22 protein-coding genes are annotated in these 25,698 nt (G+C 56.8%); 12 read left to right on the top strand and 10 right to left on the bottom strand.

What is annotated here, in order from left to right:
- The first annotated feature begins 68 nt into the window (after nucleotides 1–68).
- From QWI16_RS07020 to QWI16_RS07005, 4 genes are all read left to right on the top strand, one after another.
- The gene (locus QWI16_RS07020) at nucleotides 69–824 is read left to right on the top strand and encodes a hypothetical protein (RefSeq protein ID WP_302712076.1); all 756 of its coding nucleotides are present in this window, start codon (nucleotides 69–71) and stop codon (nucleotides 822–824) included.
- Nucleotides 825–1,385: 561 nt separating this feature from the next.
- Entirely contained in the window at nucleotides 1,386–2,135 is a 750-nt protein-coding gene (locus QWI16_RS07015) for a substrate-binding periplasmic protein (protein ID WP_302712075.1), read from the top strand.
- 102 nt (nucleotides 2,136–2,237) lie between these two features.
- A complete protein-coding gene (locus QWI16_RS07010) occupies nucleotides 2,238–2,459 on the top strand; it encodes a hypothetical protein (protein ID WP_302712074.1) in 222 nt (73 codons plus the stop codon).
- The gene (locus QWI16_RS07005) at nucleotides 2,456–3,244 is read left to right on the top strand and encodes a hypothetical protein (RefSeq protein WP_302712073.1); all 789 of its coding nucleotides are present in this window, start codon (nucleotides 2,456–2,458) and stop codon (nucleotides 3,242–3,244) included. The genes QWI16_RS07010 and QWI16_RS07005 overlap by 4 nt, the downstream gene beginning before the upstream one ends.
- Here the strand turns inward: QWI16_RS07005 and QWI16_RS07000 are convergent, their stop codons facing one another.
- Nucleotides 3,245–3,844 (bottom strand): ATPase, encoded by a 600-nt coding sequence (locus QWI16_RS07000; protein ID WP_302712072.1) that lies wholly within the window; start codon nucleotides 3,842–3,844, stop codon nucleotides 3,245–3,247.
- A gap of 184 nt (nucleotides 3,845–4,028) precedes the next feature.
- Between QWI16_RS07000 and QWI16_RS06995 the strand changes: the two genes are divergently transcribed.
- The 5 genes from QWI16_RS06995 (at nucleotide 4,029) to QWI16_RS06975 (ending at nucleotide 9,549) form a co-directional block, all read left to right on the top strand.
- Complete coding sequence (locus tag QWI16_RS06995; protein ID WP_302712071.1) at nucleotides 4,029–4,997, top strand: phosphoribulokinase; 969 nt, start codon at nucleotides 4,029–4,031, stop codon at nucleotides 4,995–4,997.
- A gap of 22 nt (nucleotides 4,998–5,019) precedes the next feature.
- A complete protein-coding gene (locus QWI16_RS06990) occupies nucleotides 5,020–5,853 on the top strand; it encodes an HAD-IIB family hydrolase (protein WP_302712070.1) in 834 nt (277 codons plus the stop codon).
- Nucleotides 5,850–7,070 (top strand): glycosyltransferase family protein, encoded by a 1,221-nt coding sequence (locus QWI16_RS06985; RefSeq protein WP_302712069.1) that lies wholly within the window; start codon nucleotides 5,850–5,852, stop codon nucleotides 7,068–7,070. Before QWI16_RS06990 ends, QWI16_RS06985 begins: the two co-directional genes overlap by 4 nt.
- Before the next feature lie 356 nt (nucleotides 7,071–7,426).
- The gene (locus QWI16_RS06980; protein ID WP_302712068.1) at nucleotides 7,427–8,125 is read left to right on the top strand and encodes an IspD/TarI family cytidylyltransferase; all 699 of its coding nucleotides are present in this window, start codon (nucleotides 7,427–7,429) and stop codon (nucleotides 8,123–8,125) included.
- Nucleotides 8,122–9,549 carry a Fic family protein gene (locus QWI16_RS06975; protein WP_302712067.1) on the top strand — a complete coding sequence of 476 codons (1,428 nt, stop codon included), beginning with the start codon at nucleotides 8,122–8,124 and terminating at the stop codon, nucleotides 9,547–9,549. The genes QWI16_RS06980 and QWI16_RS06975 overlap by 4 nt, the downstream gene beginning before the upstream one ends.
- Before the next feature lie 147 nt (nucleotides 9,550–9,696).
- On the opposite strand, the gene QWI16_RS06970 is transcribed toward QWI16_RS06975, so the two are convergent.
- The 3 genes from QWI16_RS06970 to QWI16_RS06960 form a co-directional block, all read right to left on the bottom strand.
- Nucleotides 9,697–10,548 carry a response regulator transcription factor gene (locus QWI16_RS06970; protein ID WP_302712066.1) on the bottom strand — a complete coding sequence of 284 codons (852 nt, stop codon included), beginning with the start codon at nucleotides 10,546–10,548 and terminating at the stop codon, nucleotides 9,697–9,699.
- A gap of 72 nt (nucleotides 10,549–10,620) precedes the next feature.
- Nucleotides 10,621–12,375, bottom strand: coding sequence for an alpha-amylase family glycosyl hydrolase (locus tag QWI16_RS06965; protein WP_302712065.1), 1,755 nt, complete (start codon nucleotides 12,373–12,375; stop codon nucleotides 10,621–10,623).
- Between the two features lie 62 nt (nucleotides 12,376–12,437).
- A complete protein-coding gene (locus QWI16_RS06960; protein WP_302712064.1) occupies nucleotides 12,438–13,013 on the bottom strand; it encodes a gluconokinase in 576 nt (191 codons plus the stop codon).
- 97 nt (nucleotides 13,014–13,110) lie between these two features.
- On the opposite strand from QWI16_RS06960, the gene gntR reads away from it, so the two are divergent.
- Entirely contained in the window at nucleotides 13,111–14,160 is a 1,050-nt protein-coding gene (gene gntR / locus QWI16_RS06955) for an HTH-type transcriptional regulator GntR (RefSeq protein ID WP_302712063.1), read from the top strand.
- A 94-nt stretch (nucleotides 14,161–14,254) separates the two neighbouring features.
- Here the strand turns inward: gntR and QWI16_RS06950 are convergent, their stop codons facing one another.
- The 6 genes from QWI16_RS06950 to pdsR form a co-directional block, all read right to left on the bottom strand.
- Nucleotides 14,255–16,621, bottom strand: a complete 2,367-nt coding sequence (locus tag QWI16_RS06950) for a GH36-type glycosyl hydrolase domain-containing protein (RefSeq protein WP_302712062.1) — start codon at nucleotides 16,619–16,621, stop codon at nucleotides 14,255–14,257.
- A 147-nt stretch (nucleotides 16,622–16,768) separates the two neighbouring features.
- Nucleotides 16,769–18,391 carry an MFS transporter gene (locus QWI16_RS06945; protein WP_302712061.1) on the bottom strand — a complete coding sequence of 541 codons (1,623 nt, stop codon included), beginning with the start codon at nucleotides 18,389–18,391 and terminating at the stop codon, nucleotides 16,769–16,771.
- Between the two features lie 209 nt (nucleotides 18,392–18,600).
- The gene (gene maoP / locus QWI16_RS06940) at nucleotides 18,601–18,891 is read right to left on the bottom strand and encodes a DUF413 domain-containing protein (protein ID WP_302712060.1); all 291 of its coding nucleotides are present in this window, start codon (nucleotides 18,889–18,891) and stop codon (nucleotides 18,601–18,603) included.
- 154 nt (nucleotides 18,892–19,045) lie between these two features.
- Nucleotides 19,046–19,312: a 30S ribosomal protein S20 gene (gene rpsT, locus QWI16_RS06935; RefSeq protein ID WP_302712059.1), complete on the bottom strand. Its 267-nt coding sequence runs from the start codon at nucleotides 19,310–19,312 to the stop codon at nucleotides 19,046–19,048.
- Between the two features lie 131 nt (nucleotides 19,313–19,443).
- The gene (locus QWI16_RS06930) at nucleotides 19,444–21,579 is read right to left on the bottom strand and encodes an ATP-binding protein (RefSeq protein WP_302712058.1); all 2,136 of its coding nucleotides are present in this window, start codon (nucleotides 21,577–21,579) and stop codon (nucleotides 19,444–19,446) included.
- Nucleotides 21,576–22,271, bottom strand: a complete 696-nt coding sequence (gene pdsR / locus QWI16_RS06925) for a proteobacterial dedicated sortase system response regulator (protein WP_302712057.1) — start codon at nucleotides 22,269–22,271, stop codon at nucleotides 21,576–21,578. The genes QWI16_RS06930 and pdsR overlap by 4 nt, the downstream gene beginning before the upstream one ends.
- Before the next feature lie 109 nt (nucleotides 22,272–22,380).
- Here pdsR and QWI16_RS06920 point away from each other — a divergent pair, with 109 nt between their 5' ends.
- Together QWI16_RS06920 and QWI16_RS06915 are read left to right on the top strand one after the other, a co-directional pair.
- A complete protein-coding gene (locus QWI16_RS06920; protein WP_302712056.1) occupies nucleotides 22,381–24,114 on the top strand; it encodes a DUF3592 domain-containing protein in 1,734 nt (577 codons plus the stop codon).
- Nucleotides 24,111–25,535 carry a C13 family peptidase gene (locus QWI16_RS06915; RefSeq protein WP_302712055.1) on the top strand — a complete coding sequence of 475 codons (1,425 nt, stop codon included), beginning with the start codon at nucleotides 24,111–24,113 and terminating at the stop codon, nucleotides 25,533–25,535. Before QWI16_RS06920 ends, QWI16_RS06915 begins: the two co-directional genes overlap by 4 nt.
- Nucleotides 25,536–25,698 lie beyond the last annotated feature (163 nt).

Genomic DNA, 25,698 nt, shown 5'->3' with positions numbered 1-25,698 from the left:
CGGTGATACTGAGCGTCGGGCTAATCGGCAAATAGTCGGATAATAAAACAAAAATACGGAGTACAAGGATGCAGACTTTACGCTTTACCCTCTTTATCACCCTTTTCGTCAGCTTTTTTTCGTTGGCTGAAGAACCCCTCTCACCCGTAGCGGAAAATTATATCGAGCGGCTCGCCAAGGGCGGCCCCTCTACCGTGCGCGATGTGGCAAAAAGCATGTACCGCTCAAAGGAAACCGACCCGAGAGTGCTGGATGTGGCGGCCGAGGTACTGATGCGCGATTATCAATCGGCGTTTGATCGCACAGAAATCGATGCCCTGGCCTGGGTGGTCAATGCCCTGTCTTTGGCGCAGACCAATCGCTATCAGCCTATTCTCGCTGAAGTGGAAGAAAACGCCTCGCACAAAAAGCTCTCAAAGTATGCCCGCAAGCGCCAGGACGATGACCTGCCCGTCGATCAGCCTTTTATTCTGGGCACAGTTGACCTGGCGGCGCTGGCCGGAGAAGAGGCTGTGGCCAAGCCAGCGCCTTCGGCGGCAGCCAGCGTGGAGCCGTCCGGCAAAGAGTATCATCCGATTACGGTGATCCGCGAAGGCATGAGCATGCAGGAAGCGTTTGATCTCGCCGGAGCACCCACCTCAAAGCACGCTTATCAAACCGGCAAAAACTGGATTCCTTTTAACTACAAAGGTGGCGATATTCGCCGACAGGATGCCCTTTATAAAGGGCAGGGCAGAATCGTGTTTTCCAATACCTCGCGTTACAGTGACAGCTGGCGAGTACTTGAAGTGGTAGAAGACGCCTCTGAAAGTGGTTATCCCTGAGCGACAAACGAATGGGCAGGTTGCATGCTCATTCGCTGTCCAGGTCATTGGATTGCGTCAAAAAAATAATCAAAACAGGCATTGAATGAAAAGTCGTTATCCTGGACGCAGTGCTCACTGAAGATGTCGGATCCTTTGTAGATGCTCAATGCAACAATCGCGGTTAACTAGGCCGAGACTTTATCGTGGAAGACATCGCCGTGGTCCTTGATAAAGCTCGGATCGGCGCAAAGAAAGACGATAGGGTCTTGCGGCGAGCAGGGTAGCCCGGCAGTGGCGGGATTGTGTTTGACTGGCGCTTCGCCTTTAACGCAGAAGTCGTAAAATTCCCACTCCCCCAATGGCTGGCCGTAAGGGGCGAGCCGTTGGTTGGTGGTAAATCAGCCCGCCGGTCCAGAAGCGCCCGAAAGTACCGATGGTGTTGATGTCGAGCTCGTTTTCCGAAAACTCCCAGCTGGGATGATAATCTGCTATTGTCTATCGGGTAATACTGAACAGGGAGTGTGGCGGTTGCTGTTAGCCTTATCGCATCGTGGTGTCGGTGTAATACTTTTTTTGTGCATGGCATTCACGCCGGTTTCTGCCCGGGCGGACCACCTGCGCATGGGCGTCGGTGACTGGTGCCCGTACGTGTGTAACCCGGCCACTGCCGATGGGCGTGAGGGGTATCTGGTGGATATCTTCCGCGAAATTTTTGAAAACGCCGGGGTGTCGGTAGAGACGGTCTTTTTGCCCTTTGCCCGTAACATTCAAATGAACCGCACAGGCCAGCTTGATGGCATTATCGGTGTCTATCGCACAGACGTTCGCGATTTTTATTTTCCTTCGGTGCATCTCGGCAAAGGATATTCTCATTTCTATACGTTGCGCGACAGCGACTGGCGGTTTCGCGATGAGTCGTCCTTGGCGAGTCTGACTTCGTTGGGATCGGTTAAAGGTTATGACTATGGGTCGGAACTTCTGCAGCGTTTTATCGATTCGCGGCCCGAGCGCAATCGCGTTGTCACCGGTAACGACCCACAACAGCGCCTGGCGCAATTGCTTCTGCGCGGGCGTATTCTCGCTTTTGTAGAGGACAATAATGTCGCTAGTTACACGATTGAGTCTATGGGTGTCTCCTCTCAGGTTATCTCTGTCGGGCAAATTGGCGGCGCTATGCCGGTCTATGCTGTTTTTTCCCCTGCCATGAAAGCTGATCGGGCCGCGATCTATTTTACGTTGCTGGCAGAGGGGCTGGAGCAGTTGCGCGAGGACGGCCGCCTGGCCGATATTCTCGGGCGCTACGGGGTCGCCGACTGGGAGAAACACTAACCATGTTCGTTTCTTGCAATGACAAGTCAAAGCGTCATTGTAAAGATTTATTTGATAATAATTATCATTAGCGTTAAATTGAGATTCGGCAGGGAGGTTCTTATGTCTGGATCTATAAATTTCGCTCGCTCGTTTCAACAGCAGTTGCAAGATTATCTTACTGAGCGCTTTGGCTCGACCCGATTGGCTCAAACCGTGGCGCACGAGACCGTGCAGACGCTCGACGGCAGCCCGATTTTGGATGCTGTGGGTGACCCGGAAATTTATATGAGAGGCTATGCCCTGTCTCTGGCCTTGAAGCTCAACGCTGAGGCGGAGTCATGAAGCGCTGGGGCAGTGTTATGAATGGGTGCGATGTCTGGCCGCAGGAGTTTGTTAACGGCGTCTACAGTCATGCCATTGCCCAGCAGCGCTGGCCCGAGCTGGGCCTCCGCGACCAGGCTGCCGTGCAGTTATGGGAGCGCTGTCAGGGATTTTTACCGCCGGTCAGGCCCAGGGCCGAGCTGCTGCGCGTGCGGCGCAGCGCCTGGTTTGATGAGCGTTGCCTGACCCAGTTGCAGGCGTATCCATGCAGCCGGTTTATCAGTATCGGTGCGGGCTTGAGTACGCGCTTTCACCGCTTGAGTCAGGCCAGCGACTGGCCCCAGTTTCGGTGGTGGGAGTTGGAGGGGGCAGAGGGGGCTCGTGTTAAGCGCCACTGCTTTCCCGTAATGGATAATTACGCCTTGATTGAGGTATCCGAGGGGCAATTGGCAGCCGAGCTCAGTGCGCTATTGGCCGCCGATCCGGAACCGGCTGTTGTGCTGGTGGAGGGGCCGGCTGCGGCCATGTCAGAAGCTCAGTGGCAGCAACTGACAGTGATTTGCGAGGCGGCCCATTGCCGGGTGGATTTGGTGTTCGATTGTTTGCCGCGTATGGGCCGCTGGCGCGCCCGATGCCTCTCGGCCCTAATGTTAGCCGGCCTTTATTCGCAGGTTCGCTTTACCTGCTCTATACAATTGCCGACGCCAGGATGGCAAGTGATCCAGCAGGCCCGGCTCGGTAGCCGACTCCACAGTAGACTACTTGGCGGTTGGTATGGGGTGCACCTGAGAAACACCCGCAGCTGATCAGGCGCTTTCGGTATGGGTGGGGTAGGTCTCGCGAATCCAGTCGGGTGGTATGGGTTGTACGCTGTGGTAGCGTCCATCCTGCCAGCGCAGGCACAAACTGGGCTCTTCAAAGTCAACGCTATTATCAAATACCATCGCCTCGTCGCACAGCTCTAACGCTTGCCTGATCAAAGGGCCATTGCGGTGATAGCGCTCAATCACTTTATGTTCTGGGACATTGTGCCCCCCTTCTTCTACTCTGAGTGCGACACGGCTGATACATATGGCCGGGCTGCTGACGCCGATGTGTATCAGCCGGGTGCGAAAGCCAGCTTTCTTGGCCGCCGCCACTACCTCGGGTTTACTCGGGTGAGAAAAGGTGGACTCCCAGATAAAACTGGTGCCCTTGGCGATGCATTCCTGGCGGCGGATGGCGGCAATTTGCGCCGCTTCGTAAGAGGCTTGCATGTCCTCCTTTTGCAGTTCGAAGCGCTGAATGATGTCGGCGTTGAGAAACGGCAATTCCGGCAAATCGAGGTGCAGTTCATTGTAATAATAACTGGTTTTGCCCGCTCCATTGGGGCCGGCAAGCGCAATCATGAGGGGGGCGCCTTCCATGTGGTCACCTCTTTTCGGCTGGTACTCGAAAGTGTATGCCAAATACCCAGAGGGCTCAATGAAACTGACTGCACCTCGCTTGCTGTTTTCTTCAATCCCCGGTAGATTCGAAGCATCTGTCGCGTGAATTTGCTTTTAATGGCAGAGTTTGTGCTTGCTTTATAACAATAAGGAGAACACAGCTATGTCAGAGCATTACCCGCCCAGTTGGCCCGCTCATATCCTCGAGCGAGGAGCGCCGCCTTTGCCAGCCGAAGGGTTGGAGCTTGCGATCGCCCGACAACTCAAGTTGTCGCCAGAAAATGCGGACTCTTTATGTAAAGTCTACCGGCCACTGGCAGCGTACTGTGCCACTCGTGTTTCCGAGGGGCGCGGACATAGTCTGATTTTGGGCGTCAATGGTGCTCAGGGCACGGGTAAGTCGACCGCGGCGCATATCCTTAAAGCGATCTTGGCGGCTTGCCACGGGCTGAACGTCTGCGTTATGTCGATTGACGAGTTATACCTGACACGCGCTCAGCGCGAGAATCTGGCGGCGGCGGTTCACCCGCTGCTCGAGACCCGAGGCGTACCCGGTACTCACGACCTGCCGTTGGCGCTGGAGGTTTTTCAACGGCTGCAACAGGCTCGTGCCGGAGACATTACCCGTATCCCGCGATTTGATAAGTCTGTCGATGACCGCTGCCCCCCGGAGGACTGGGAGGCCGTTACCGGATGCCCGGATGTGATTATCTTTGAGGGCTGGTGTGTGGGTGCTAGGCCCCAGCGCCTCGGCGACCTTGAGCAGGCCGTTAACGCTCTTGAGGCAGAAGAGGACCCGGGCGGCGTCTGGCGCCGCTACGTGAACACGCGGCTGACAGACTATCAGCAGCTGTTTTCTCAACTGGATCTGCTGGTCATGCTCAAAGCGCCTTCTTTTGCACAAGTGCTCGAGTGGCGCCAGCTGCAAGAGCAAAAGCTGCGCGACACCCTGACGCCCGAAATGCTGGCGAGCTCGCGGCTGATGAGTGGGCCGAAAATTGAGCGGTTTATCGCTCACTATGAACGCTTGACCCGCTGGATGTTGCGGGAAATGCCCGCCCGGGCGGATGTGCTGTTCGAGCTGGCGCAGGATCATCAAATTGCCACGATCGACTGTCACCTTAGTCAATAACTGCCAATAACCGGAGGCCGGTTTGCCCTCAGCTGCTGTATTTACCGATCTGGACGGAACCCTTCTCAATCACGACGACTACTCATACGCCGAGGCGCTGCCCGCCATTGCGGAACTACGAAGGCGGCGTATACCGTTGATTCTGGTCTCGAGTAAAACCCGGGCCGAGATGGCCCAGTTGTGCGCGGAACTCGAAATTACCGACCCATTCGTCTGCGAGAATGGCAGTGTGATTGTGGTGCCGCCCGCCTGGGCGGACGTCTACCCGGCGGAGAGAGAAAAGCTTGTTGAAGAGGCGGGCGCCCTGCTGGATTATCGCGGCGCCAACCGCGAGCGCATTGTGCAACTGCTGAAAACAATGAAGGACGATTTTGCCTTTTCGGGCTTTGCCGATATGACTGTGCAGGATGTGATGGATTGCACTGGTCTTTCAGAAGGGGCCGCCGCCAAGGCCATGCAGCGCTGCGCATCGGAGCCTTTATTGTGGCGCGACTCTGCTGCGGCCATGAATGACTTTGCCCAGCAATTGGGCAGGCACGGATTGCGCGTGCTCAAAGGTGGGCGTTTTTACCACGTGATGGGCGAATGCGACAAGGGCGATGCGGTACGCTATTTGCTGAGCATCTATGAGTCCCACGATGGGGCAAAAGTGGGGAGCGTCGCCCTCGGTGATAGCCCCAATGACCTGCAGATGTTGAAGGCGGTCGATCAAGCTGTGGTAATGCCGCACCCTGATGGAACATACATGCACGATGATGGTCTGGCTGGAGCAATCCATGCACCTTTTCAGGGCGCAAAGGGCTGGCAAATTGGAGTGCAGGCGGCACTGTCAAAACTGGATGAGGAAAAGCAATGAGTGATTTTTTTCAAAACGGCCGCATAGGTACCCTGCACAACCTGGGGGATCGACCCATTGAAGAGCTTGAAGCAGAATTGATGCAGTGGCGCCAGCAAAAGCCCATGTGTCTGGTATTGCCTTGCCTCTATTCAGAGCTCGAAGGTCCGGCGATGGATAACATTGTCGAAGAGCTGGCCAAGGTGCCGTTTCTCGATGAGATTATCATCGGTCTGGATCGCGCCGATGAGGAACAGTACAAAAAAGCAAAGGCGTTTTTCTCCCGCTTACCACAAAAGCACTCGATTCTGTGGAACGACGGACCTCGATTGAGAGCGGTTGACAAAATTCTGGAAGAGGTGGGGCTGGCGCCTCAGCAAATGGGTAAGGGGCGCAATGTCTGGTACTGCCTGGGCTATGCTTTGGCAAAAGGCCGCGCCCGAGCCGTGGCTTTGCACGATTGTGATATTGTTACCTACAAGCGCGATATTGTTGCCAAGCTTTTCTATCCCATTGCGCACCCTACTTTCAACTACATGTTTTGTAAGGGCTACTATTACCGCGCCGCTGGTGGCAAATTAAACGGTCGTGTTAGCCGCCTTTTGGTGTCACCTCTGGTGCGGGCTCTCCAAAAAGTCTGTGGCCACAATGACTATCTCGATTTTATCGACAGCTTCCGCTACCCACTGGCGGGCGAGTTCTCCATGAGTATGGATGTGGTCAGCTCTATTCGTATACCGAGCGACTGGGGGCTGGAGATAGGCGTGCTATCAGAGGTCAATCGCCGCTACTCCGATGAACGGGTCTGCCAGGTGGATATTGCCGACGCCTACGATCACAAACACCAAGACCTGTCCGCCGACAATCCCGATGGCGGCCTGTCAAAAATGAGCACGGATATCTCCAAGTCTTTTTTCCGCAAGCTTGCGATTAAAGGTGTGGTCTTTAGTCCGGAGGTTTTCCGTACCCTGAAAGCCAGCTACTACCGGTTGGCGCTGGATCTGGTGGATCGTTACCACAACGATGCCGTTATCAATGGCATGGCGCTCGACCGCAACAAAGAGGAAGAAACCGTTGAGCAGTTCACCAAATGTATCATGCGAGCCGGAGAGCAGTTTCTGAACGACCCTACAGAGCGCCCCTTCATGGCCAACTGGTCGCGAGTTCTGAGTGCTGTGCCGGACGTTTATCAGCGCCTTTTGCAAGCGGTAGAGGAAGATACACGTGACGTTGGTTAGCGTCTGAATGATCAAGGCTGGGTGGCGGTTTAACACTTCCCAACACGTTCTGGGAATAGGGGGCTCCGCTAGCGATTGGTCACGGGAGGGGCGTCAAAAGGCGTCCTTTGCACCCAGCTTGACCCCGCAGAACGGCGGCCCAAGCGAGCGGGGCGATATTGCTCGACTCTTCCTGGCGCTGGGATCCTTGACCGTAAAGAGCGCGGTGGGAAGTCACAAGCGTACGAACCTGCTCATCAAGCGGACTTAGCGAAAAGCCAATAAAACCGTTAGAATAACCGCTACTTCAACATAACCGCATAGTTAATAAGACATAGCGCCTTTCGAAAACAATATCTTCTGGGTATTCAAAAGTCATGGTCATAAAAAGCGCGGCGCTGATCCCCGCCGCTGGCATGGGAAGCCGTGTTGGCGAAGGCCCTAAGGCTTTGTTAAAACTCGGTGGACAATCTCTGGTTGAAATCGTTGTCGACAAGTGTTTGAGCCTTGTCGATGAGGTCGTAGTGGCGGCGCCAGCGGGTTATGAAGAGATTTTTCAGCGGCTTTTGAGTCCAAACGTATCCGTTGTTACAGGTGGGCATGACAGGTATCAAACAGTATTGAGGCTCTTGGAGGCTTGCACTGCGGACTATGTGCTATTGCAAAATGCCGCCAGCCCATTCGCCAGTCTGGATTTGTTAAAGCGCGTGTTGTCAGCGGCGTGCAAGACGGGCTCGGCGGCTGCCTTTGGTCCGTCCTCGGTGCCTGTGGCAAGTTTATCGGAGGGCTATGTCTCCGGGTACTTGGCCTCTAGGGAGGTTGGGGTATTCCAGACCCCACAAGCCTTTTCACGAGACTTGGTGCTGAGTGCACTCCACTCGCATCAACGAGCACCGTTTCAGTCGACACTGGAGTATGTTTTGGCAGAGGGGCATTCGGTGCAGGCTATAGAAGGTGAGGAGTACAACATCAAAATTACCACAGCCCTTGATTGGCGTATCGCCAGGGAAATCATTGCACCCGCTTTAGGGCTACTGGCGACAAGGCACTATAGAGAACCGGTGATTGAATCATGAACGACTGCAATATTGAAAGCGAGTGGCTGGGCCACGTCCAAAATGGGATGAGCGCAATGGCGCGGGCGGATTGGCCAGTGGCTGTTCGTTCGTTTCAGGTCGCTACACAAACACAACCACAGCGACTTGAAGGTTGGGTCAATTTAAGTACAGCGTTGCTTGAACAGGGACAGCAACGAGATGCGTTGGAGGCTGCTCGGGAGGCGGGAAGAATACATTTAGAGCACCCGGCAGTCTTGACTTTATTGGGCGATGCGTTACGTCAGAACGGTTACCAGGATGACGCCCTGCAGAGCTACCGCGCTGCTGCTGCTCGCTCTAATCACCCCTTGGTTCTTAACAAGTTCGGGTGCGCGCTTCGGTATAGTAACTTCAAAGTAGAGGCGGCAGCAGTCTTTAAGAAGGCCTTGCGGTCTGATGCCAACTTCGTAACAGCAAGAGTGAATTTGACCGCCACCTACCTGATGATGAATCAATGGCCCGAAGCGAAAGAACAGCTAGCACTGCTGGAAGGAAAGCCGATTGGAAAGGCGGACAGTGAGCAATATCGAGAGCTTGTCGCTGCCTTCCAGGAGTATGACCGGATAGCTGGCTTTTGGCGCGAGGTGCATCAACTTGGCATTGCGAATGCGCCGGTTCAGCGGCTTATCGAGGCAAGCGAGCCCTGGTTATTGGAGGATTCAAAGCTGTTGGCTGTATTGGCTGAGATGATACGCAGCGCTGATTCGCTCGATCTATTGCCAGCGCCTGAGACTGTCGAACTGCCCGAAGATTGGGATAGGGTTGAAGCGCTTTTTATGATCCCTTACATAGAAACCGTTGATCAATACCTCTCAATAGATCAAAAGCAGGAAAGTGAAGAGAATCTGGATGATTATGGCGAGTCCTTGCTCTATGAAACCGGGGTAAGGTTTTCCAGAGTCCATCGGGATTTCAGTAGCCCGTTAGCGGCCGAGTTTACGCTGAGGGCATGGCACGCAAAGTCTGTAGACGGCCTAACGGGTTTTTTACCGGGTCATTTTAAACACTTGATCAATCATATTGGCGACGACCCCGGTGGCGATAAATCCCATCAGTTTGTGGTGATCGGCACTTTGAAGCGCTTCTTTGCCGAGTACTACCAGAGTCTGCCAGAGGGAATTATACGCGCTGTTGTGGGCCTGTATCTCATTATTGAGTTGCACCCTTTCTCCAATGGTAATGGCCGGATTGCTATGCTATGGGTGAATCGAGAGCTGCAAAGTGCAGGCGAGATGCCAGCGCTGTTTACTCGCCAAATGGGGCTGAGGGGCGAACTGCGTCAGGCGCGTTTTGATGTGAGGTCCAACCCAAGTGACCTAACCCCACTGATTCAGGTCATTCGCAGAGGTCAACAATACGCTGTGGACTTCTGCAGGGAGCTAGCTGAAAAGCGAAGCCTATAGTTAAAATTGCTCACTCCTTTGCGCTTCAAAGGGTTTCTTTGGGGCGCGCTGGGCCTTTTGCCGTGTTGGTGTTTGCTTCCTTGCGTATCTCGCAGACAACCCCTCAGACACAGGGTGCCCATAGTATTTACGAATTCGCCTTTTGTGCTAACGCACCGAGAGCCCTTGTCCTAACCAGAGGGCCGTCAGCCCCGCCCGGCCCTTGACATCGAATTTCCGGTAGATGGTGGTTACGTAGGAGTGCACGGTGTTGTAGGTGAGGTTCAGTGCCGCGGCGATTTGCCGCTCGCTGCTCTCAGTCAGCAATAGCTGGAGTACCCGGCGCTCGGTGGCTGTAATGGCGGCTGTGCCAATATGGAGGCCGTAGCTTAGGGACACCTGACGCTGGAACCAGCCAAGCCCGCGTAAAAGGGCTGCGGCGTTGTCGCAATCGCTGCGGGTGAAGCGTGGTTGCTCCCCTAGCTTATCGACACAGATATAGCACTCGATATCCTCGTTCAGGGGGGTGACAATGTAGAGCCGGTCCGATAGATCATTGTGCGCTTTCTTCGCTAGATAGTAGTCACTTTGGTACCACTGTTCGTCGACAATATCGGTTTGTAGATAGGCTCTGAAGCGCCCGGCGCGCTTTACATGCTCCAGCATTGACGGGTCGGGCTCGGTCTCGTTAAAGCGCGCGAACTGCTGTTTGATAAAGCTGCTGTCGCTCAGCTCGGTATGCAGCAGGTGCAGCACCCGGGGGCTCCACCCAAGTAGCTGATCGCCCGGCATGTGTGTATTGACTCTCAGTGCGCCCAGCCAGAACGCGGTAGTGCCATTGATGAGCCCGCAGAGCTCGCTGAGCAGGTAGTCGAGCGCCTCGTCGTAGCGCGCCGCTTCAAACTGCAACAAAGTGTCCCATACCTGCGCCATGGCTGGCGTTACGGTCAACTCCTTTTGTGGTCTAGCCGAAGGCGCCACTGACTGTACATCGGTGGTAGGTAAATCGCTTGTGTTCATAGGTTTTTATTAAAATATTACCTCGGCAAAGCGAATGTTTTCTTCGCTCACACCGCCTGGCTCGACAGCCTTTTAGGCGGACGGGTCAGAGTAGTTGGTCAGCCACAGGCATTGATAGGGAGCAAGCTCCATCTTGCCGTAAAGATCGCTGATAACTTGTCCGCTGATTAAGTCTTGCCAGTTTTCTGTGCTGATCAGATTAATGTCGGCAAGATTGAGCTCTTGCTGCTGATCGCTCAGGTTGTAAATACAGAAAATGCTCTGGGTTCTACGCATGCTTTGGCGCCAGAACGCAAAAATTTCCGGGCGCAGGTGCAGTGTAAACTGAGTCGCGTTGGGATGAAAGGCAGGTTGCTTGCCACGGATTTTAATCAGGCGGCGCAGCTCATCAAACACTCTCTGACCAGGGCCGCCCGCTTCCTGGATGCGGGCATTTAGGTCGCTGAGGCTCCAGTTACGGCGGTTGATGGAGCGGTTATGACCGGTGGTTTCCAGCTTGTCGTAATCGTTGGGCGTGGCAAACAGTGAGTGAAAGTAGAAGGCCGGTATACCCTCAACGGCGAGCATGATGGCCTGTGAGGCAATCAGCCGCTCCACCTGCCAGCGGTCGGTGCCTTGGTAGGTGCCCTTAAAGGCGTCGTACAGACTGATATTGGCCTCATAGGCCTTGGCATTGCCATCGGCGTCGGTGCGCCAGGAAATCTTACCGCCGAAAGATTCCAGCGTCTGCAGCATTTGTGTGAGCTCATCGTCGCTGAGCAGCCCCTCCGCCGGACGCAGGCCAATACCGTCGTGACTAGCGGTAAAGTTGAGGTAGGTGCAGCCGACGGGGGAGGGTGGCATGCTCATCATCCAGCTTTTCAGGTAAGTGCAGTCACTGGCCAGGAGGGCGTGAATCACCAGCGGCGGCAGGCTGAAGTTGTAGATGATGTGGGCTTCGTTGCTGTTGCCGAAATAGGTGAGGTTTTCCCGGTTGGGCACATTGGTTTCGCTGATCAGTAGCGCGTGGGCGTTTTTGTACTCGGTCAGCAGTCGGATCAATTTGACCACGTCGTGGGTTTGCGGCAGGTGAATGCTTGAGGTACCCAATTCCTTCCACAAAAAGGCGACAGCATCGAGGCGAATCCACTGAGCCCCCTCGTCCAGATAACGGCCGATAATGCCGAGGTACTCAAGCAAGACTTTTTCATTGCGAAAATCCACATCCACCTGGTCGTGACTGAAGGTGCACCACACATGTTTTACCCCGTCGGCTGTATCGGTTTTGCGCAGCAGAGGACTGGTGCGGGGTCGCACCACCATGGACAGGTCGTAGTTGGGATCGGCTTCAACAAAATAATCGCGGCCGGGCTCCTTGCCATACTGAAAATTTCTGAACCATAAGCTCTGGCTGGAAACGTGGTTGATCACCAAATCCGCCATCAGTTTGAAATCCTGGGCGAGGGCATTGATATCGTCCCATTCCCCGAGTTCCGGGTCCACTTGCGTGTAGTCAATGACGGCGAAACCGTCGTCCGATGAGTGTGGGAAAAACGGCAGTATGTGCACGGCCGTGAATACGCCCTGAAGGTTCTCGTGTAGAAAATTCTGCAGGGTATCGAGAGGCTTGTGTCCACTCTCCCGGACAGAGTTGCCGTAGGTAATCAGTAGGCAGTCTCGCTCAGACCAGAGCCGCTCGGGCGCGACCACATCGCTGTTCAGTCGTTTGCCGATGGCGCCGAGGCAGGCTTCCGTGAGGGCCTCTGGATCGCTGTTTGGGTAGAGGGATTGAAGCAGTACGTGAATTTTTTGTTTGAGCTCGTCCAGAGACAAAAAATCGGTGGTCATGTCGTGGCCCTTAACGCGTCGGTAAGGGTCACTATAACGCAAAAGCTGTGCCTAATGAGTTCTCAGTCGACGCCTGGCTGTGATGATTCAACCGCTCGAGTGGCCAGGAATGGCTCGATACGGTGCAGGCAGTTGGTGATGACCTGGCTCAGCTCTGGGGAAATATCGATAGCCACCACATCGGCTTCGTCGCTGCTGTCCTCCATGCTGGCAAACTGGCTGTCGAGCAGGCTTGCAGGCATAAAGTGCCCCTCGCGGGCGCTCATGCGTTCCGCAATAAGCGACTTGGTACCACACAGGTAGACGAAGACAATGGTAAACGGCAGTTGTCGCAGCTGGTCTCTATGGCTGCGCCGCAGGCCGGAAAACGCCAGGGTACAACTTGCGTTTTTTTGTGCGTAGTCTTTCAGGTGCGCACAGATGTTGTGCACCCAGGGCACGCGCATTTCGTCAGTAAGAGGCACACCAGCGGCCATTTGCGCCTTGGCCTCGTCACTGTGAAAATCATCGGCGTCCAGATAGTGGTACTGATAGTGCTGCGCCAAGGCTTCGGCCACGGAGGATTTGCCAGAACCGGAGACCCCCATAACAATCAGCAAAACCGGGCGCAGGGACGACTGATTGGGGGGGTGACTCATAAAGCGGCTCTCTGGTTGGGTTGAACACTGGGGTACAATGATAGCGCAAACATTTACCATTATGCTACCATGTCGCTTTTAATATATTGGGGCAATTATGACCGGCCGAAACCGTAACACCTCTTCCAGACGCGCCACTTTGGCCGATGTCGCCCAGGTGGCGAATGTCAGCGCGATTACGGTCTCACGGGTGATTAATCACCCGGATAAGGTGTCCGGTGAGTTGAGACAGCGGGTGCAGGAAGCCATCGACATGCTCGGCTACATCCCCAATCAATCCGCCAGCTCTTTGGCTTCGGCTCGCTCGCGCGTGATCGGCGTGTCCATTCCCTCACTGTCCAACATCGTGTTCAATGACGTCTTGCGTGGGATTTACGATGTGGCCGGTGCCAACGGCTATAAGGTGTTGTTGGTGGACACGCATTACTCGCCGATGGAAGAGGAAAAAATGGTTCGCACTTTGTTGAGCCAGTCCCCCGAAGCGATGATCATTACCGGGGGTGACCAAACCCGGGCCTGCGAGCGGATGTTGCTCAAAGCCAATATCCCGGTGGTGCAGATGATGGAAATTCTCGACAGTCCGCTGGATATGAACGTCGGTTTTTCTCATTATCGCGCCGGCCGCGATGTTGCCCTAAAGCTGCTGGAAACCGGCTGTGAGCGCCTCGGTTTTATCGGTGCGCGCATGGATACCCGTGTGCAGCAGCGGCTGGCCGGGTTTACCGAAGCGCTGCAGTCGTCTGGCAAATTTGATCCTGGCTGCGTCATCACAACGCCCGAGCCCTCGTCGATTGCCCTGGGCGGTGAAATGTTCCGAAGCTTAATCAGCACCACGGGGGGTGCCCTGGATGCCATTTTTTGCTGTAACGATGACCTGGCCCTCGGGGCACTGTTTGAAAGCCAGCGTATGAACATCAAAATACCCAGCGACTTGGCGCTCTGCGGTTTCAACGATTTTGAAACCTCAGCCTATGTGAACCCCTCGCTCACTAGCGTACACGTTCCCCGCTACGAAATGGGTGTCACTGCGGCCCGGATGATTCTCGACGCCCTGGACAATAAACCGGCGCTGGAGAAAAAGGTGGACATCGGCTACGAGGTTCGTATGCGTCAGTCCACCCGCACCGCACAGGACCCTGCCAAATAGATCGTCAGGGCCTGTTGAGTCAGCGTTTGGCGCATCCCTGCACCGCACAGTTCCCCTAACCGGCCGGTCACATTGGCCGGTTAACACGCATCGTTTAACCCAGCAGTACGTCAAGTTGATAGGTATGGCCGGCCTGCGGCCGTACGACTTTGGCTTCCGGCAGCGGCTCACCATCGAGCAGCACGCGCACGCCTTCAGCGGTGCTTAGGCGGCGATAGTGCACCTCAAAAGTGGCGCCGCGAAAGCGCCTGGTAATCTGCGCCGATGGCCAGTGCGCCGGTAACTGAGGCTCAACCCGCAGCGCATCGCCGTCGCCTTTCAGGCCAAACAGCCCCTCCACCAGCGAGCGATAAACCCAGCTCACGGTTCCGGTATTGAACAGCTGGCTGGAGCGGCCCGCGGTGCGTGGGTACTGATGGTAGGCGCCCCGGTAGTAGTTGGGGATATACACCGGCAGCTGGCCGCGCTGGGCAAAATCTTCCGCCTCTGGGCCGGGAATCATTTGCCGGAGCAGGGTAAAGGCGCGCTCGGCCTCACCAATCGTGTAGAGGCTGTAGATGTAAAACACAGCGGCGTGATTGTAGACCGACCCATTTTCCGCCGACCCCGGATGCTTTTGGGTCACCCGGCCCACATCGTCTCGCATGGCGGTGTAGGCCGGTGCCAGCATGGCGACCCCATAGGGTGTGTGCAGTTGTTCTTCCACGGCGCGCAGCATGCGTGCGCGCTGCTCATCGGAGCAGGTGCCGGCAAGTATGGCCCAGCTCTGCGGGTTGAGAAAAATTCGGCCCTCCGGATCTTTACGGATGCCGAACACCAGATTGTCATCGGTAATGCCTCGGCCATACCAGTCGCCGTCCCACAGATGCCGGTTCACGGCCTCGTTGATCTCTGCCGCGCCTTGGCGAAAAACCTCAACCTGTGCTTCGCCCGCTTGCTCCGCCATGTCCGCCCAAAGGTTTAGAGCATAGGCGGTGGCGACACTGAGCCAGCCTGAGACGCCGCGGCCCTTGTAGCCCACCATGTTCATGGGGTCGCACCAATCGCCCTGAGCTATGTACGACAGACCGCGCTCGTCCCGTGCGCCGAGCAACCAGTGCATGGCGTTACTGATGCGCTCGGCAAGCGTCAGGGTTTTGCCGTCCGTGCCGGTGATGTCTTCTTGCAAGAGCTCGAAGTCACCGGTTTCGTCGAGATAGGCTTTTAAACACACGGGTAGCCAGACGCAGTGATCCGTGTGGGGCACCTGGTTGATGTACTTGAGCTCGGCATCTTCGTGCAGCAAAATGCCATCGGGCATGGCGCCCGTGCTTTCCTGTTGACTCAGGGCGTGGAGGAATGCCTGGCGCGCTACCTCGGGCTTGATGTAGCTCATGCCCATATTGTCTTGCAGGTAGTTGCGCGTTTGCGGATCCGTGGTGAGGCGGTTGACATCGCCGTGGTAAAACACCTGGCGCGCCAGCCAGTGATTCACAAAATTATCGAGACCTTTGTCGGGTGTGTTGATTGCCAGCACGCCGCGGCCACCGTCAAGGTAGGCGCGGTAGTCCAGGCTTGCCTGCTCAAACCCGGCTTCGCTTAAATACCGCTGGCGAATCTGGGTAATCTCCTCGTCGTCTTTGGCCGGGCCAAAAGCAAAGCGAAAGGTTTCGCTGGCGCCTTTGTCCAGCGTTAAGCGGTACTGCAGCGCCGCCAAGGGTGTTTCGTAGCGCGCGTCGTCGCAGGCGAGGGTATCTGCTGTTAATGCATCCGGGTTGTGCAGCCCGCCTTCACCTTCAAACGCCTCGCGCTGCACCTGCCAAGCGAGTGGTTCGCGTTCGTGGAGCAGGTAGGTCTTGTCTTTAAAGTGCCGGTTTTTAAAATAGTCCGGGTATTTTTGGTAGGGCGTGACACAGCTGGCCACCACGGCGCCCAGATCACTGCGGTACTCGGCGCTTTGATTCATCCAGCTCATATAGCCCGGGGTGAAGTAGGGGTAGAGGCTAAGTGCGCGCGGTGTTTGTCCGTGATTGGTGAGGGTGCACTCCCACAGCTCCACGACATCGTCCACCGGCAAGCTCAGGCGCAGCGCGATTTCCAGCTCGCCAAAGCGTAATTGCCAGCGGATGTCGTTTTGTCCGGGGGAGAAGGTGTAGTCGTCGGCTTTTACTCTGACAGGCTCGTAGGGGGCGGAGAAAATCTCGCCGGTTTCCTCGTCTTTTAGGTAAAAGAAGCGTCCGGGATGGTGCGCGTAGTAAGGCTGCTCCGGTTGCATAAAGGTTTTCGCTTCCAGATTGGGCGCGTAGGCGTATTTGGCCGGCTCTGGTTGCATAAACTGGGCGACGGCATAGCCGCGGCAGTTCATTTGAATCATCATCTTGCGGTTCCACAAAAAGCCGGAGGCGCGCGGCATCAGGGTGGGGCTCTTTAGGTGGAAATACTTGCCGTCGTCTGAGGGAAACAGCTCGGGAGTAAAAGACATAATGACCTCATTAAAAAAAGAGCGCCCAACCGAAATTGCGACGCTCAAGCGTGGGTGACCTATGGCAGGAGGTGAGTTGCCCCTGCCTTTCGCCGTCGAACCTAGAGAACCTCAAAAAGCGCGTGTCACCCTAAAAACGTTAAAGCATTAGGGATTTTTCTCTGCCAGCTCTTTTTGAATCTGCTCCAGCTTTTCGCCGGTCAGGTCGTAAAACATCAAGGCGATAATGGCAATAAACGCGAAGGCGCCCGGGGCCAGTGTCTGCATATAGACAATGCCCTCTAAAGACGCGTCGGACTGCGCCTGGTTGGCCTGGTAACCGAGCGCTGCCAATACTGACAACATCAGTGCCGAACCCGCCGCGCTACCGAGCTTTTGCGAGAAAGTGGTGGCGGCAAAGGTCATGCCGGTAGCGCGCCTGCCGGTTTTCCATTCATTGTAGTCGGCCACATCCGCGTACATAGCCCAGGTAATCGGTGCCTTAGGGCCCAACGCCAGCGAGATCAGCATACTGAGCACAAACATCCAGATAATTTCACTGGGAACACTGGCGCTGTCGAGCGTGGAGCCATCAGCACGGGTTTTTATCACGCTGATGGTTTGATTCTCCAAGCCTTCCAGGTTCAGTTGCTCGCTGTCGTTGTCCAGAGCGATGCGATTTTTGATAATCCAGAACACCTTTTCGTAGCGGGTCCACTGGTAGCTGTCGCCGCTTTGGTGGGGTTCGGCGAGCAAGTCGCTGGCGGCAAGCTCTGTGCGCTCGGCGTCATTGACATCCACCACGCCGAGGGCCTGGGGTTTAGGGACAAAGGCAAAGGCTACGCAGAGTACACTGACTACGCCCATAAGAATCATCAGCAGGCGCACTTTGTCGATAAATCTTGTCAGCGTCGAGGCGGACATGGCGCCGATCATGAGCCCCAGAACTTGCAGGCCGACAAACGACCCCAGCAAATCTGGCCGCTCGACAAAGTATTTAAAGTAGTAGGTGGCCGAGCTGCCGCGCAGGGTGAAGGTGGTCATAATCACCATGGCCAGGATAAAAATAATGATCCAGGGCTTGCAGGTGAAAAGGGTTTTCAGATCTTTCAGCGGTTCGGATTTTTGCGAGGGTGGCGGCGCAATGCGCTCTTTGGTGGTGGCAAACGTCACGACAAAGAGCACCGAGGCGATCACCGCGTAAATGCTCATGGTGATTTGCCAGCCGAGGGGGCTGTAGCGGTCACCGCCACCGAAGTACTCGGCCAGATCCGGTGTGGCGGCGCCGACGATAATGCCGGTGAAATAGGCAAAGAAAAAGCGCGTGCTGTTGAGTGTGTTGCGCTCCTGGGCATTGGCTGTCAACACGCCGGACAACGAGTTATAGGGCATGTTGAGCACAGTATAGGTGAGCATCAGGATCATGTAGGTGGCATAGGCCCAGATCAGCTTGCCGCCCTCGCCCAGATCGGGGGTCGTCATCGTTAGCAGGCCGGCTCCCATCATGGGCAGGGTACCGAACAGCAAATAGGGTCGGAATTTGCCCCAGCGTGTCTGGGTGCGGTCGGCAATGGCGCCCATGGCCGGATCGGTAAAGGCATCGACGATCTTGGTGATGGTCACCATGGTCGCTGCAGCCGCGGCACTGATGCCAAAAATGTCGGTGTAAAAGAAAATCAGGTAGGAGCCAATGATGGCCCAATAAAAGTTAAAGCCTGCATCGCCCAAGCCGTAGCCGATGCGTTCGCGCCAGCTCAGTTTGGCCAGGCGATCGGAAGAAGAAGTCGGCACAGTAAACCCCCCGTGCTTGTCGTTATCGTGGCGATTCGACGCGCAGAGACGGCGGCTGGTCTCCGGGGGTTACAGTCGTTGCACCCGGTCGGTATCGCATGGTAGCGCTATCATATGCGGAAAAATGGGCAAAATCTACCCCCGAGGCGTGCTTCTCAGCGTTGGTGGGAAGGGTCGCCCGCGGGGCTTAGCCCCCGCAGGCTTGACGATCAGGCGGATTTTTTCAGTGGCTTGGCTTTGGGCTGCTGGGCCTGCAGCAGGGCTTCGTACTTGAGCCAGGCTTGCTCCACCGGGTTGGTCGGTGCGCTTTTGTTGCTGAGCGTTTTAACCAGGCGCAGATCCGCCAGGTTGGGGTTGAGCACCTCATCACTCAGTAAGGCGGTGATCAGCGCGCCGTGCTTTTTGATCAGACGGGTTTGGGCGCTGGTTAGGCTGCTGGTGTCTGTCAGCTGTTGTAAACCGTGAAAGGGCTGTTTCAGGTAGTGTTCGCGTGGCAACATAACTTTCCCTCTGTGGTTAGCGTCGAGGGTGTTATACGTCAGCTTTTTGAAAGTAGTGTTGCACCGATGTGAATTTTCTGCGAACGTCAGAGGAATGCGTTTTTCGGGCATAAAAAAACCGGCCTCAGCCGGTTTTTTAGGCAAAGCGCTCCGATTAGGAGGCCAGCGCCTTGATCTTGCTGTTCAGACGGCTCTTGTGACGAGCGGCCTTGTTTTTGTGAAAAATACCCTTGTCGGCAATACGGTCGAGGACCGGTACAGCCGCCGCGTAAGCGGTTTTGGCTTTCTCTGCATCACCTGCTTCAATGGCGGCATCCACTTTTTTCAAGTAGGTGCGCACCATGGAGCGCAGGCTGGCGTTGTGCTTGCGAGCTTTTTCGTTCTGGCGTGCACGTTTTTTGGCTTGAGGTGAATTTGCCACCGTGTTGCTCCTATTAATAAATCAAATCTGTTTCGCGAAGCGCTGGCTGGACTCAGGCTTCATAAAAGACGCGGCATTTTACCGGTTTGCTGGCTGTTGTCAACTCTTTGCCGTTCGGCGGGGGCGAACCCTCAGGTCGGCTTGGTCGCCCGAATCTCCCGGGGCTTGTCCGGCAGGTCGACCCAGAAGAGCACGCCGGCGCCGCTTTCATTGCGGGCGCCAGCCGCGCCGCCGTGAAAGCGGGCGATGAGGTCGACGATATAGAGTCCCAGCCCCAGATGCAACTGGCCGCTACTCGTTTCCCGGGCGCTGGTCAGGGAATTAAACAGCTGTCCCTCGAGCTGCTCCGGCAGAGGCGGCCCCTCATTGGCCACGCTCAGCTGGAAGTAGGGCAGCTCATCGCCAGCCGAGCTGCGGTTGAGACCCAGAGTAATGGGTTTGTCCACCGGGCTGTAGCTGACCGCATTGTCCACCAGCTTGTCGAGCATCTGCACCAGCAGCTCGGGAGATACCCGGGCCCGATAGCGCCCCGAACCCGGGCTTTCAATGCGGGCGATAAAGCTGTGGCTGGGGTAGGCATCGGCGTAGGCGGCGCGGATGTCGTTGATCAGTTGCTTTAGATCCACCTCTTCAATGTCGGCGCTGGCGATACTCGCTTCCACCCGGCTCGCCTCGGTCATGGCGCTGACCAGAGCGCTCAGGCGTTCACAGCCTTCTCGCGCGCGCTCGGCGTAGCGGCCGGATTCGCTGGCGGGGGCCGCGAGCAGGTTGTCCAGTGAGCTGCGCACGACGGCGAGCGGGGTGCGCAGTTCGTGAGACAGTTTTCCGGTCAGGGTTTTCAGGTAGTGAGTATGTGCTCGCACCTGCTCCAGAAGCTGACGGTAATGCTCGGACAGCTCTGCCACCTCGTCCTCGAGTCGATAGCGCGGCCAGCTGGCCAGGGCCTTGTCCGGTGCTTGGCGCTCGGAGGCGGCCAGCTCAGCCGCCCGGCTGAGTTTTCGAATGCGCAGGCTCAACCAGCTGGCGTAGCCGATCAGCAGGGCCAGCAGCAGGAGTCCGCCGCCGAGGGTAAAGGTAAGGAGCTCGAGTGCGGCCTGATTGTCGAGCATCCGCCAGGGGGCCAAGCGCTTCTCAATCACAACGCTGCCGGCGCGCTGCGACTCCACGGCGCCAGCGTCTGGCCAGCCGACATACACGGGCACTGCCACGGCGGCGATGTTGTCGCCGCGGTCGCTAAACCAACGTTCGCTGGCCTCGCCGGCACTGCTTGGGCCCACATCCTTTGGGTCCCAGTGCCCGGTATTGGCGTTCTGCCACTGCGGGTGGTGCGGGCGCGGCAGCAGGTAGCCCAGTGCCGTCGTGGCCCCAGATCGCGGTGCTTCTGGGGTAAGCTCGCCGGTCTGCGCTCGCAGCCACCCATGGCGGTCGATGAGGCTCAGGCGCGTGTCCTCGGCGGTAAAGATGGTCAGGGCCTCATTCAGAGCCTCGCTTAGGCTAACCAGGCGGCCCTCGGCCGAAGGCAGCACCCCTGGGTCCTCACCGCCGGCGAGCGTGGCCAGCTCGCCGATAGTACCCACATGGGCCAAGTCGTCAGCGCCCTTACTCACGGCCGAAACGGCAAAGTGGCCTTTGGCGAACTCAGCGGGCATGCGCAGCTCTAGCTGGTAGCCGCCTTTCGATTCGCGCCAGCTGCCCTGGATGCGATAGTCTGGGTGCTCGGCACCGCTCAGGTCGCGGTACACCGCCTCAATGGTGCCGGGCAGCTCGGTGCGAATGACATAGTAGCGACCGCCGAGGCCAGGCCGCTCGCTGTGAATCAAAAGATGATCGCCACTGGCGAGTTGGCCGCTGGCCGGGTTGTGAAAGCGGCGCTCGGGGTCCGTGACAGAAATAAACAGATAGAGCTTGTCGGCGGCAAAGCCCGCGAGAAACGCCATGCTTAGAGTGTCGCCATCACTGAAACTCAGAGGTTCGGCGCCAAAGGTGCGCCATTCATCGCCAGCGCCGTCGAGGATAGGTGGAGCAGGCAAGGGGTGCGCGTAGAGCTCGCGGTTTTCGGCGGCCGCCGGTTGCGCCGCCAGTTCCGAGCGCTCCAGCAAATCCGCGTCGGCCCCCAGGCGCGCTGCTACAGCGCGGGCGGTGGCGGTAAGGCTTGCCACCTGGCTCTCGCGCAGCAGGGCGTCAAAAACCTGCAGAGACTGGAGCGCGGCCCAGGGCAGGATTAGGGCCACCAGAGAGACGAGGGCCAGCTGGCGGCGCAGTTTCACGGGCTGCCCAGCCAGCGATAACCCATACCGTAGGCGGTTTGAATGCAGTCAAACTGCGCATCCAAAGCCGTGAACTTACGCCGGATACGTTTGATGTGCGAGGTGATGGTGTTGTCATCAAGCACCACATTGGCGGCGTCCATCAGTTGCTGGCGATTTTTCACATGGCCCGGGTGACGGGCCAGGGCGTGGAGTATCCAGAACTCGGTGACCGTCAGGTCCACCGGCTGGCCGTGCCAGCTGACGTTCATCCGCGACAGGTTAATGGCCAGTGGGCCGCGCTCTAGGGTGTCGTCTTCATTGACCGGCTGGCGCAAAGCATCGATACGGCGAAACAGCGCGTTGATGCGCGCGAGCATGTGGGCCTGGCTGATGTCTTTGGTGAGGTAGTCATCGGCGCCCAGGCGCAGGCCGGAGATCACATCAAATTCGTCATCGCGCGCGGTGAGAAACACAATCGGCAGTTCTGGCGCGCGGCTGCGCAAGTCCCGGCACAGTTCAAAGCCGCCTTCTACCTCGTCGCCGAGGCCGACATCGATAATCGCCAGATCCGGTAGCGCGCGGGCAAAAGCCGCCTGGGCACTGGGTCGATCGGCGTAATGCTCTACCCGATAGCCCAGTCGGGTGAGGGCCTCTTTATAGTTGTCGGCGATGGCCTTTTCGTCTTCCACAATCGCTATAATGCGGGCCATAGGATGATTCCGATACAATAAATTTTCTGCATGATGGTGTGTCGCCGGCATTTGATCAAGCCTGTGATGATCAGATAAAGCAAATCGCGTTGACAGTGAGGCAAGTGGGATGTCGCAGCCGGGTTTTCAATTGGGACAAAAACTCAAAGAGCGCTGGTTGTTGTTGCTCTTTGGCTTGCCGTTTGCCGCGGTGGGTATTGGTTTTGCGCTCTTCGGTGTGATCCCGCAGCTCAAGGATTGGCAGTCCATGCAACGCTGGGAGGAGGTGCCGGCCGAAATCGAGCAGGTTGAGCTTAAATCCCACCGCTCGGACGGCTCTACCACCTACGAAGTGATCGCCCGTTATCGCTACGACTATTCCGGGCGACCTTATCAGGGGCAGAGAGTGGGGGTTGCCTCGGGCGCTGATAATATTGGTGACTTTCAGCAAAACCTTTACGACCGTTTGAGGGCGGCCAAAGACAAGGCGCGTCCTGTGCCCGCCTACGTGAACCCCGAGCAACCGGCCGAGGCCGTCCTCAATCGCGAACTGCGCGGTGAGCTGGTAATCTTCAAGTTGGTCTTTGTGGTTGTTTTCGGCCTGGTCGGCTTGGGCATTTGGGCTTACGCCCTGCTGGCGAGGCCCGATAAAGCCGCGGGTGTGGCCGAGGCAGACGCGCAAGTCAAACCCTGGCTCACTCGCAATGACTGGGCGCCTGTTATCAGCAGCGATGGCAAAGTCGTAATGTACGCCGCCTGGGGGATTACGATTTTCTGGAATGCGATTGCCATACCGGCAGCGGTGGGCGCCGTTGGCGAGGCCCTGGGCGGTAATCACGCCGCCTACATTGCTCTGATCTTTCCCGCTGTAGGTATGGGGTTGCTGGCTTGGGCCGTCAAAGCGACGCTGGCCTGGCGACGTTTTGGCCCTGCACCCCTGACGCTCGATCCCTATCCTGGCTCTATTGGCGGTCAGGTGGGTGGCACCATCGACGTGAATCTGCCTTATCGTCACGATCAGGTGTTTGAGGTGGTGTTGCAGTGCGTGCGCATTTACTACTCGGGCTCAGGGAAAAACCGCAAACGCCGCGAGTCGCTGGTTTGGCAGCGTGAGGGCGCTGCACATACGCAGCGCACGGCCCGGGGCACGCGTTTGAGCATTTTGTTTGATGTCGAGGATGGTCTGCCCGTATCGCAGGCGCCGGACAACAACTACCATCTGTGGCGGCTGAGCATGACCTGCGAGCTCGAGGGCGCCGATTTCGATCGCAGTTATGAAATTCCGGTGTTTGCTACGGCGCAAAACGCGCAAGCCCTGCGCGAGCCGAGCACGGCGCACAGCGCCGCCGAGCAAAAGCGCGAACAGGCCCTCGAGAGCGTTTTGAATATCCGCCAGATTCCGGGCGGGGTGATCGTTCACTACCCGGCCTTTAAACACATCGGTGGCAAGTTTATCCTGCTGTTGGTGGGTGGTATTTTTACCGCTGTTGGCTTTGCTGTTCCCAGTGACGACTTTCCGGCCTGGTTGTTTGCCTTGATCGGCGCTCCCATGGCCCTGGCGGGTCTTTACCTGCTCACGCGCAGCCTGGATGTGCGATTGGATCAAAACGCTCTGATCACACGCACACGCATTTTGGGTGCAAGCCTTGGCAATCGTCGCACACCTCGCAGCGAAATCACCGGGCTCGCGCTGGCCGAGAGTTACTCATCCCAGAGCGGTCGTCAGCACACCACTTTCTACAAGCTTCAGGCCGTGCATCGCAGCGGCAAGAAAACCACCATTGGCTACAACCTGGCTGGTCGGGATGTGGCCGAGCAGGCTCTGGAAAGCTTTAGCCTGTTAACAGGAGTGCCTCAACAGTGAGATTCGTGACCTTGATCCTTGCCCTGTGGGTGACCGCCTGCGGCCACGGCCAGCTCAGTGCCAGGGATGCCGACAGCCTGATCTTACCCGATGGCTCACGCTACACCGGGCCCTTGGAAGACGGTTTGATGAGCGGTAAGGGGCGGCTCGAGTGGCTCAACGGCGACGTGTATCTTGGCGAGTTTGCCGCTGGGGTGATCCAGGGCCAGGGCGAGCTGACCCTAAAGAGCGGAGAAGTTTACCGCGGCCACTTTGAGCAGGGCGTGCTCAACGGCAAAGGCCAGTGGCAGGGCTCGGACGGCATATCCTACACCGGCGAATTCAAAGATGACGCCTTTCATGGCGAGGGTATCTACGCCTCGCCCGAGGGCGCCTACACTGGCGAATTCGTCGAGGGCCAGCTCACGGGTCTCGGCACTTACACTGGTGAAGACGGTAACCGCTACGCCGGCGAATTCGAGGCGTGGCAATTCAGTGGCGCCGGTATTTGGGAGGACGAGCAAAACCGCTACACCGGTGAGTTCAAGGCCGGACTGTTTCACGGTTACGGAGAGCGCGTCGATGTCGCCACCGGGGAGGTCTTGGAGGCGGGCAAGTGGCGCTGGGGCCGATTTATCGGCGAAAGCCTGAGCGCCGAGGAGCGCCGGGCGCAAAAGCTGGCCATTGAGCAGGCGCTGTTTGATCAAAACGCCCGCTTTGAAAACGCCTTCGCCGCACTCGAAGCCTCGCAGCCCGGTGAAGTGGATTTGTTTGTCCTGCTCGGCGCCGGCGACGGCACCCAAAAGGTGTTTTCGCTGGAAACACAAACGATAGCGCAAACCCTTGAGCGCTCGTTCGCAAAGCCCGGGCATCTTGCGGCGCTGAGCAATCATCCCAGTACCATGGCGAACCTGCCGCTGTTCACCCTGGGGAATTTGCAAAAGGCGCTGAGTCGGCTGTCGGAGAACATGCAAAGCGAAGATATTCTGCTGCTGTATCTCACCAGTCACGGCTCGGCAGAGCACGAGCTTTCATTGGAGGCGCCGGAGCACGACTTTATTGACTTAACGGCCGCAGAACTGACGCAGTATCTTGAGCCCCTGCAGAGCAATCCCAAAATCATCATGCTGTCCGCTTGCTACTCCGGCGGTTTTGTCGAGCCTCTGCAGGCGCCGAATCATCTGGTCATGACCGCCGCGCGCGCCGACCGCACCAGTTTTGGTTGTGGCGACAGCGACACAATGACCTATTTTGGCCGGGCGTACTTTGAGCAAGCACTTCCTGAGGCAGAGGGGTTTATTCAGGCTTTTGAGCAGGCGAAAGCACTGATTGAACGCTGGGAAGATGAGGATGAGTTTGAGCACTCCGAACCGCAGGTATTTGTGGGGGATAGGGTGGAAAAGGTTTTGGAGAGGTATTGGCGTAACCTTGTTGATCGATAAGGTTCTTTATTAGTACTTCGACTGGCATCGCGGATTTGTTTCGCCTGAAGACGAGATACTTCTTTGGTGAGCAAAGAAGTAGTCAAGTCAGCTCCCGCTTCTCCGTGCGCCCGCTGCATTAGCTATTCCTTTACAGGTGTTCACCCCCGATAATTTCAAAGTC

Source organism: Gilvimarinus algae, assembly GCF_030518215.1.
GTDB classification, from domain to species: Bacteria; Pseudomonadota; Gammaproteobacteria; order Pseudomonadales; family Cellvibrionaceae; genus Gilvimarinus; species Gilvimarinus algae.
This window is presented reverse-complemented; position numbering and strand designations above follow the sequence as displayed.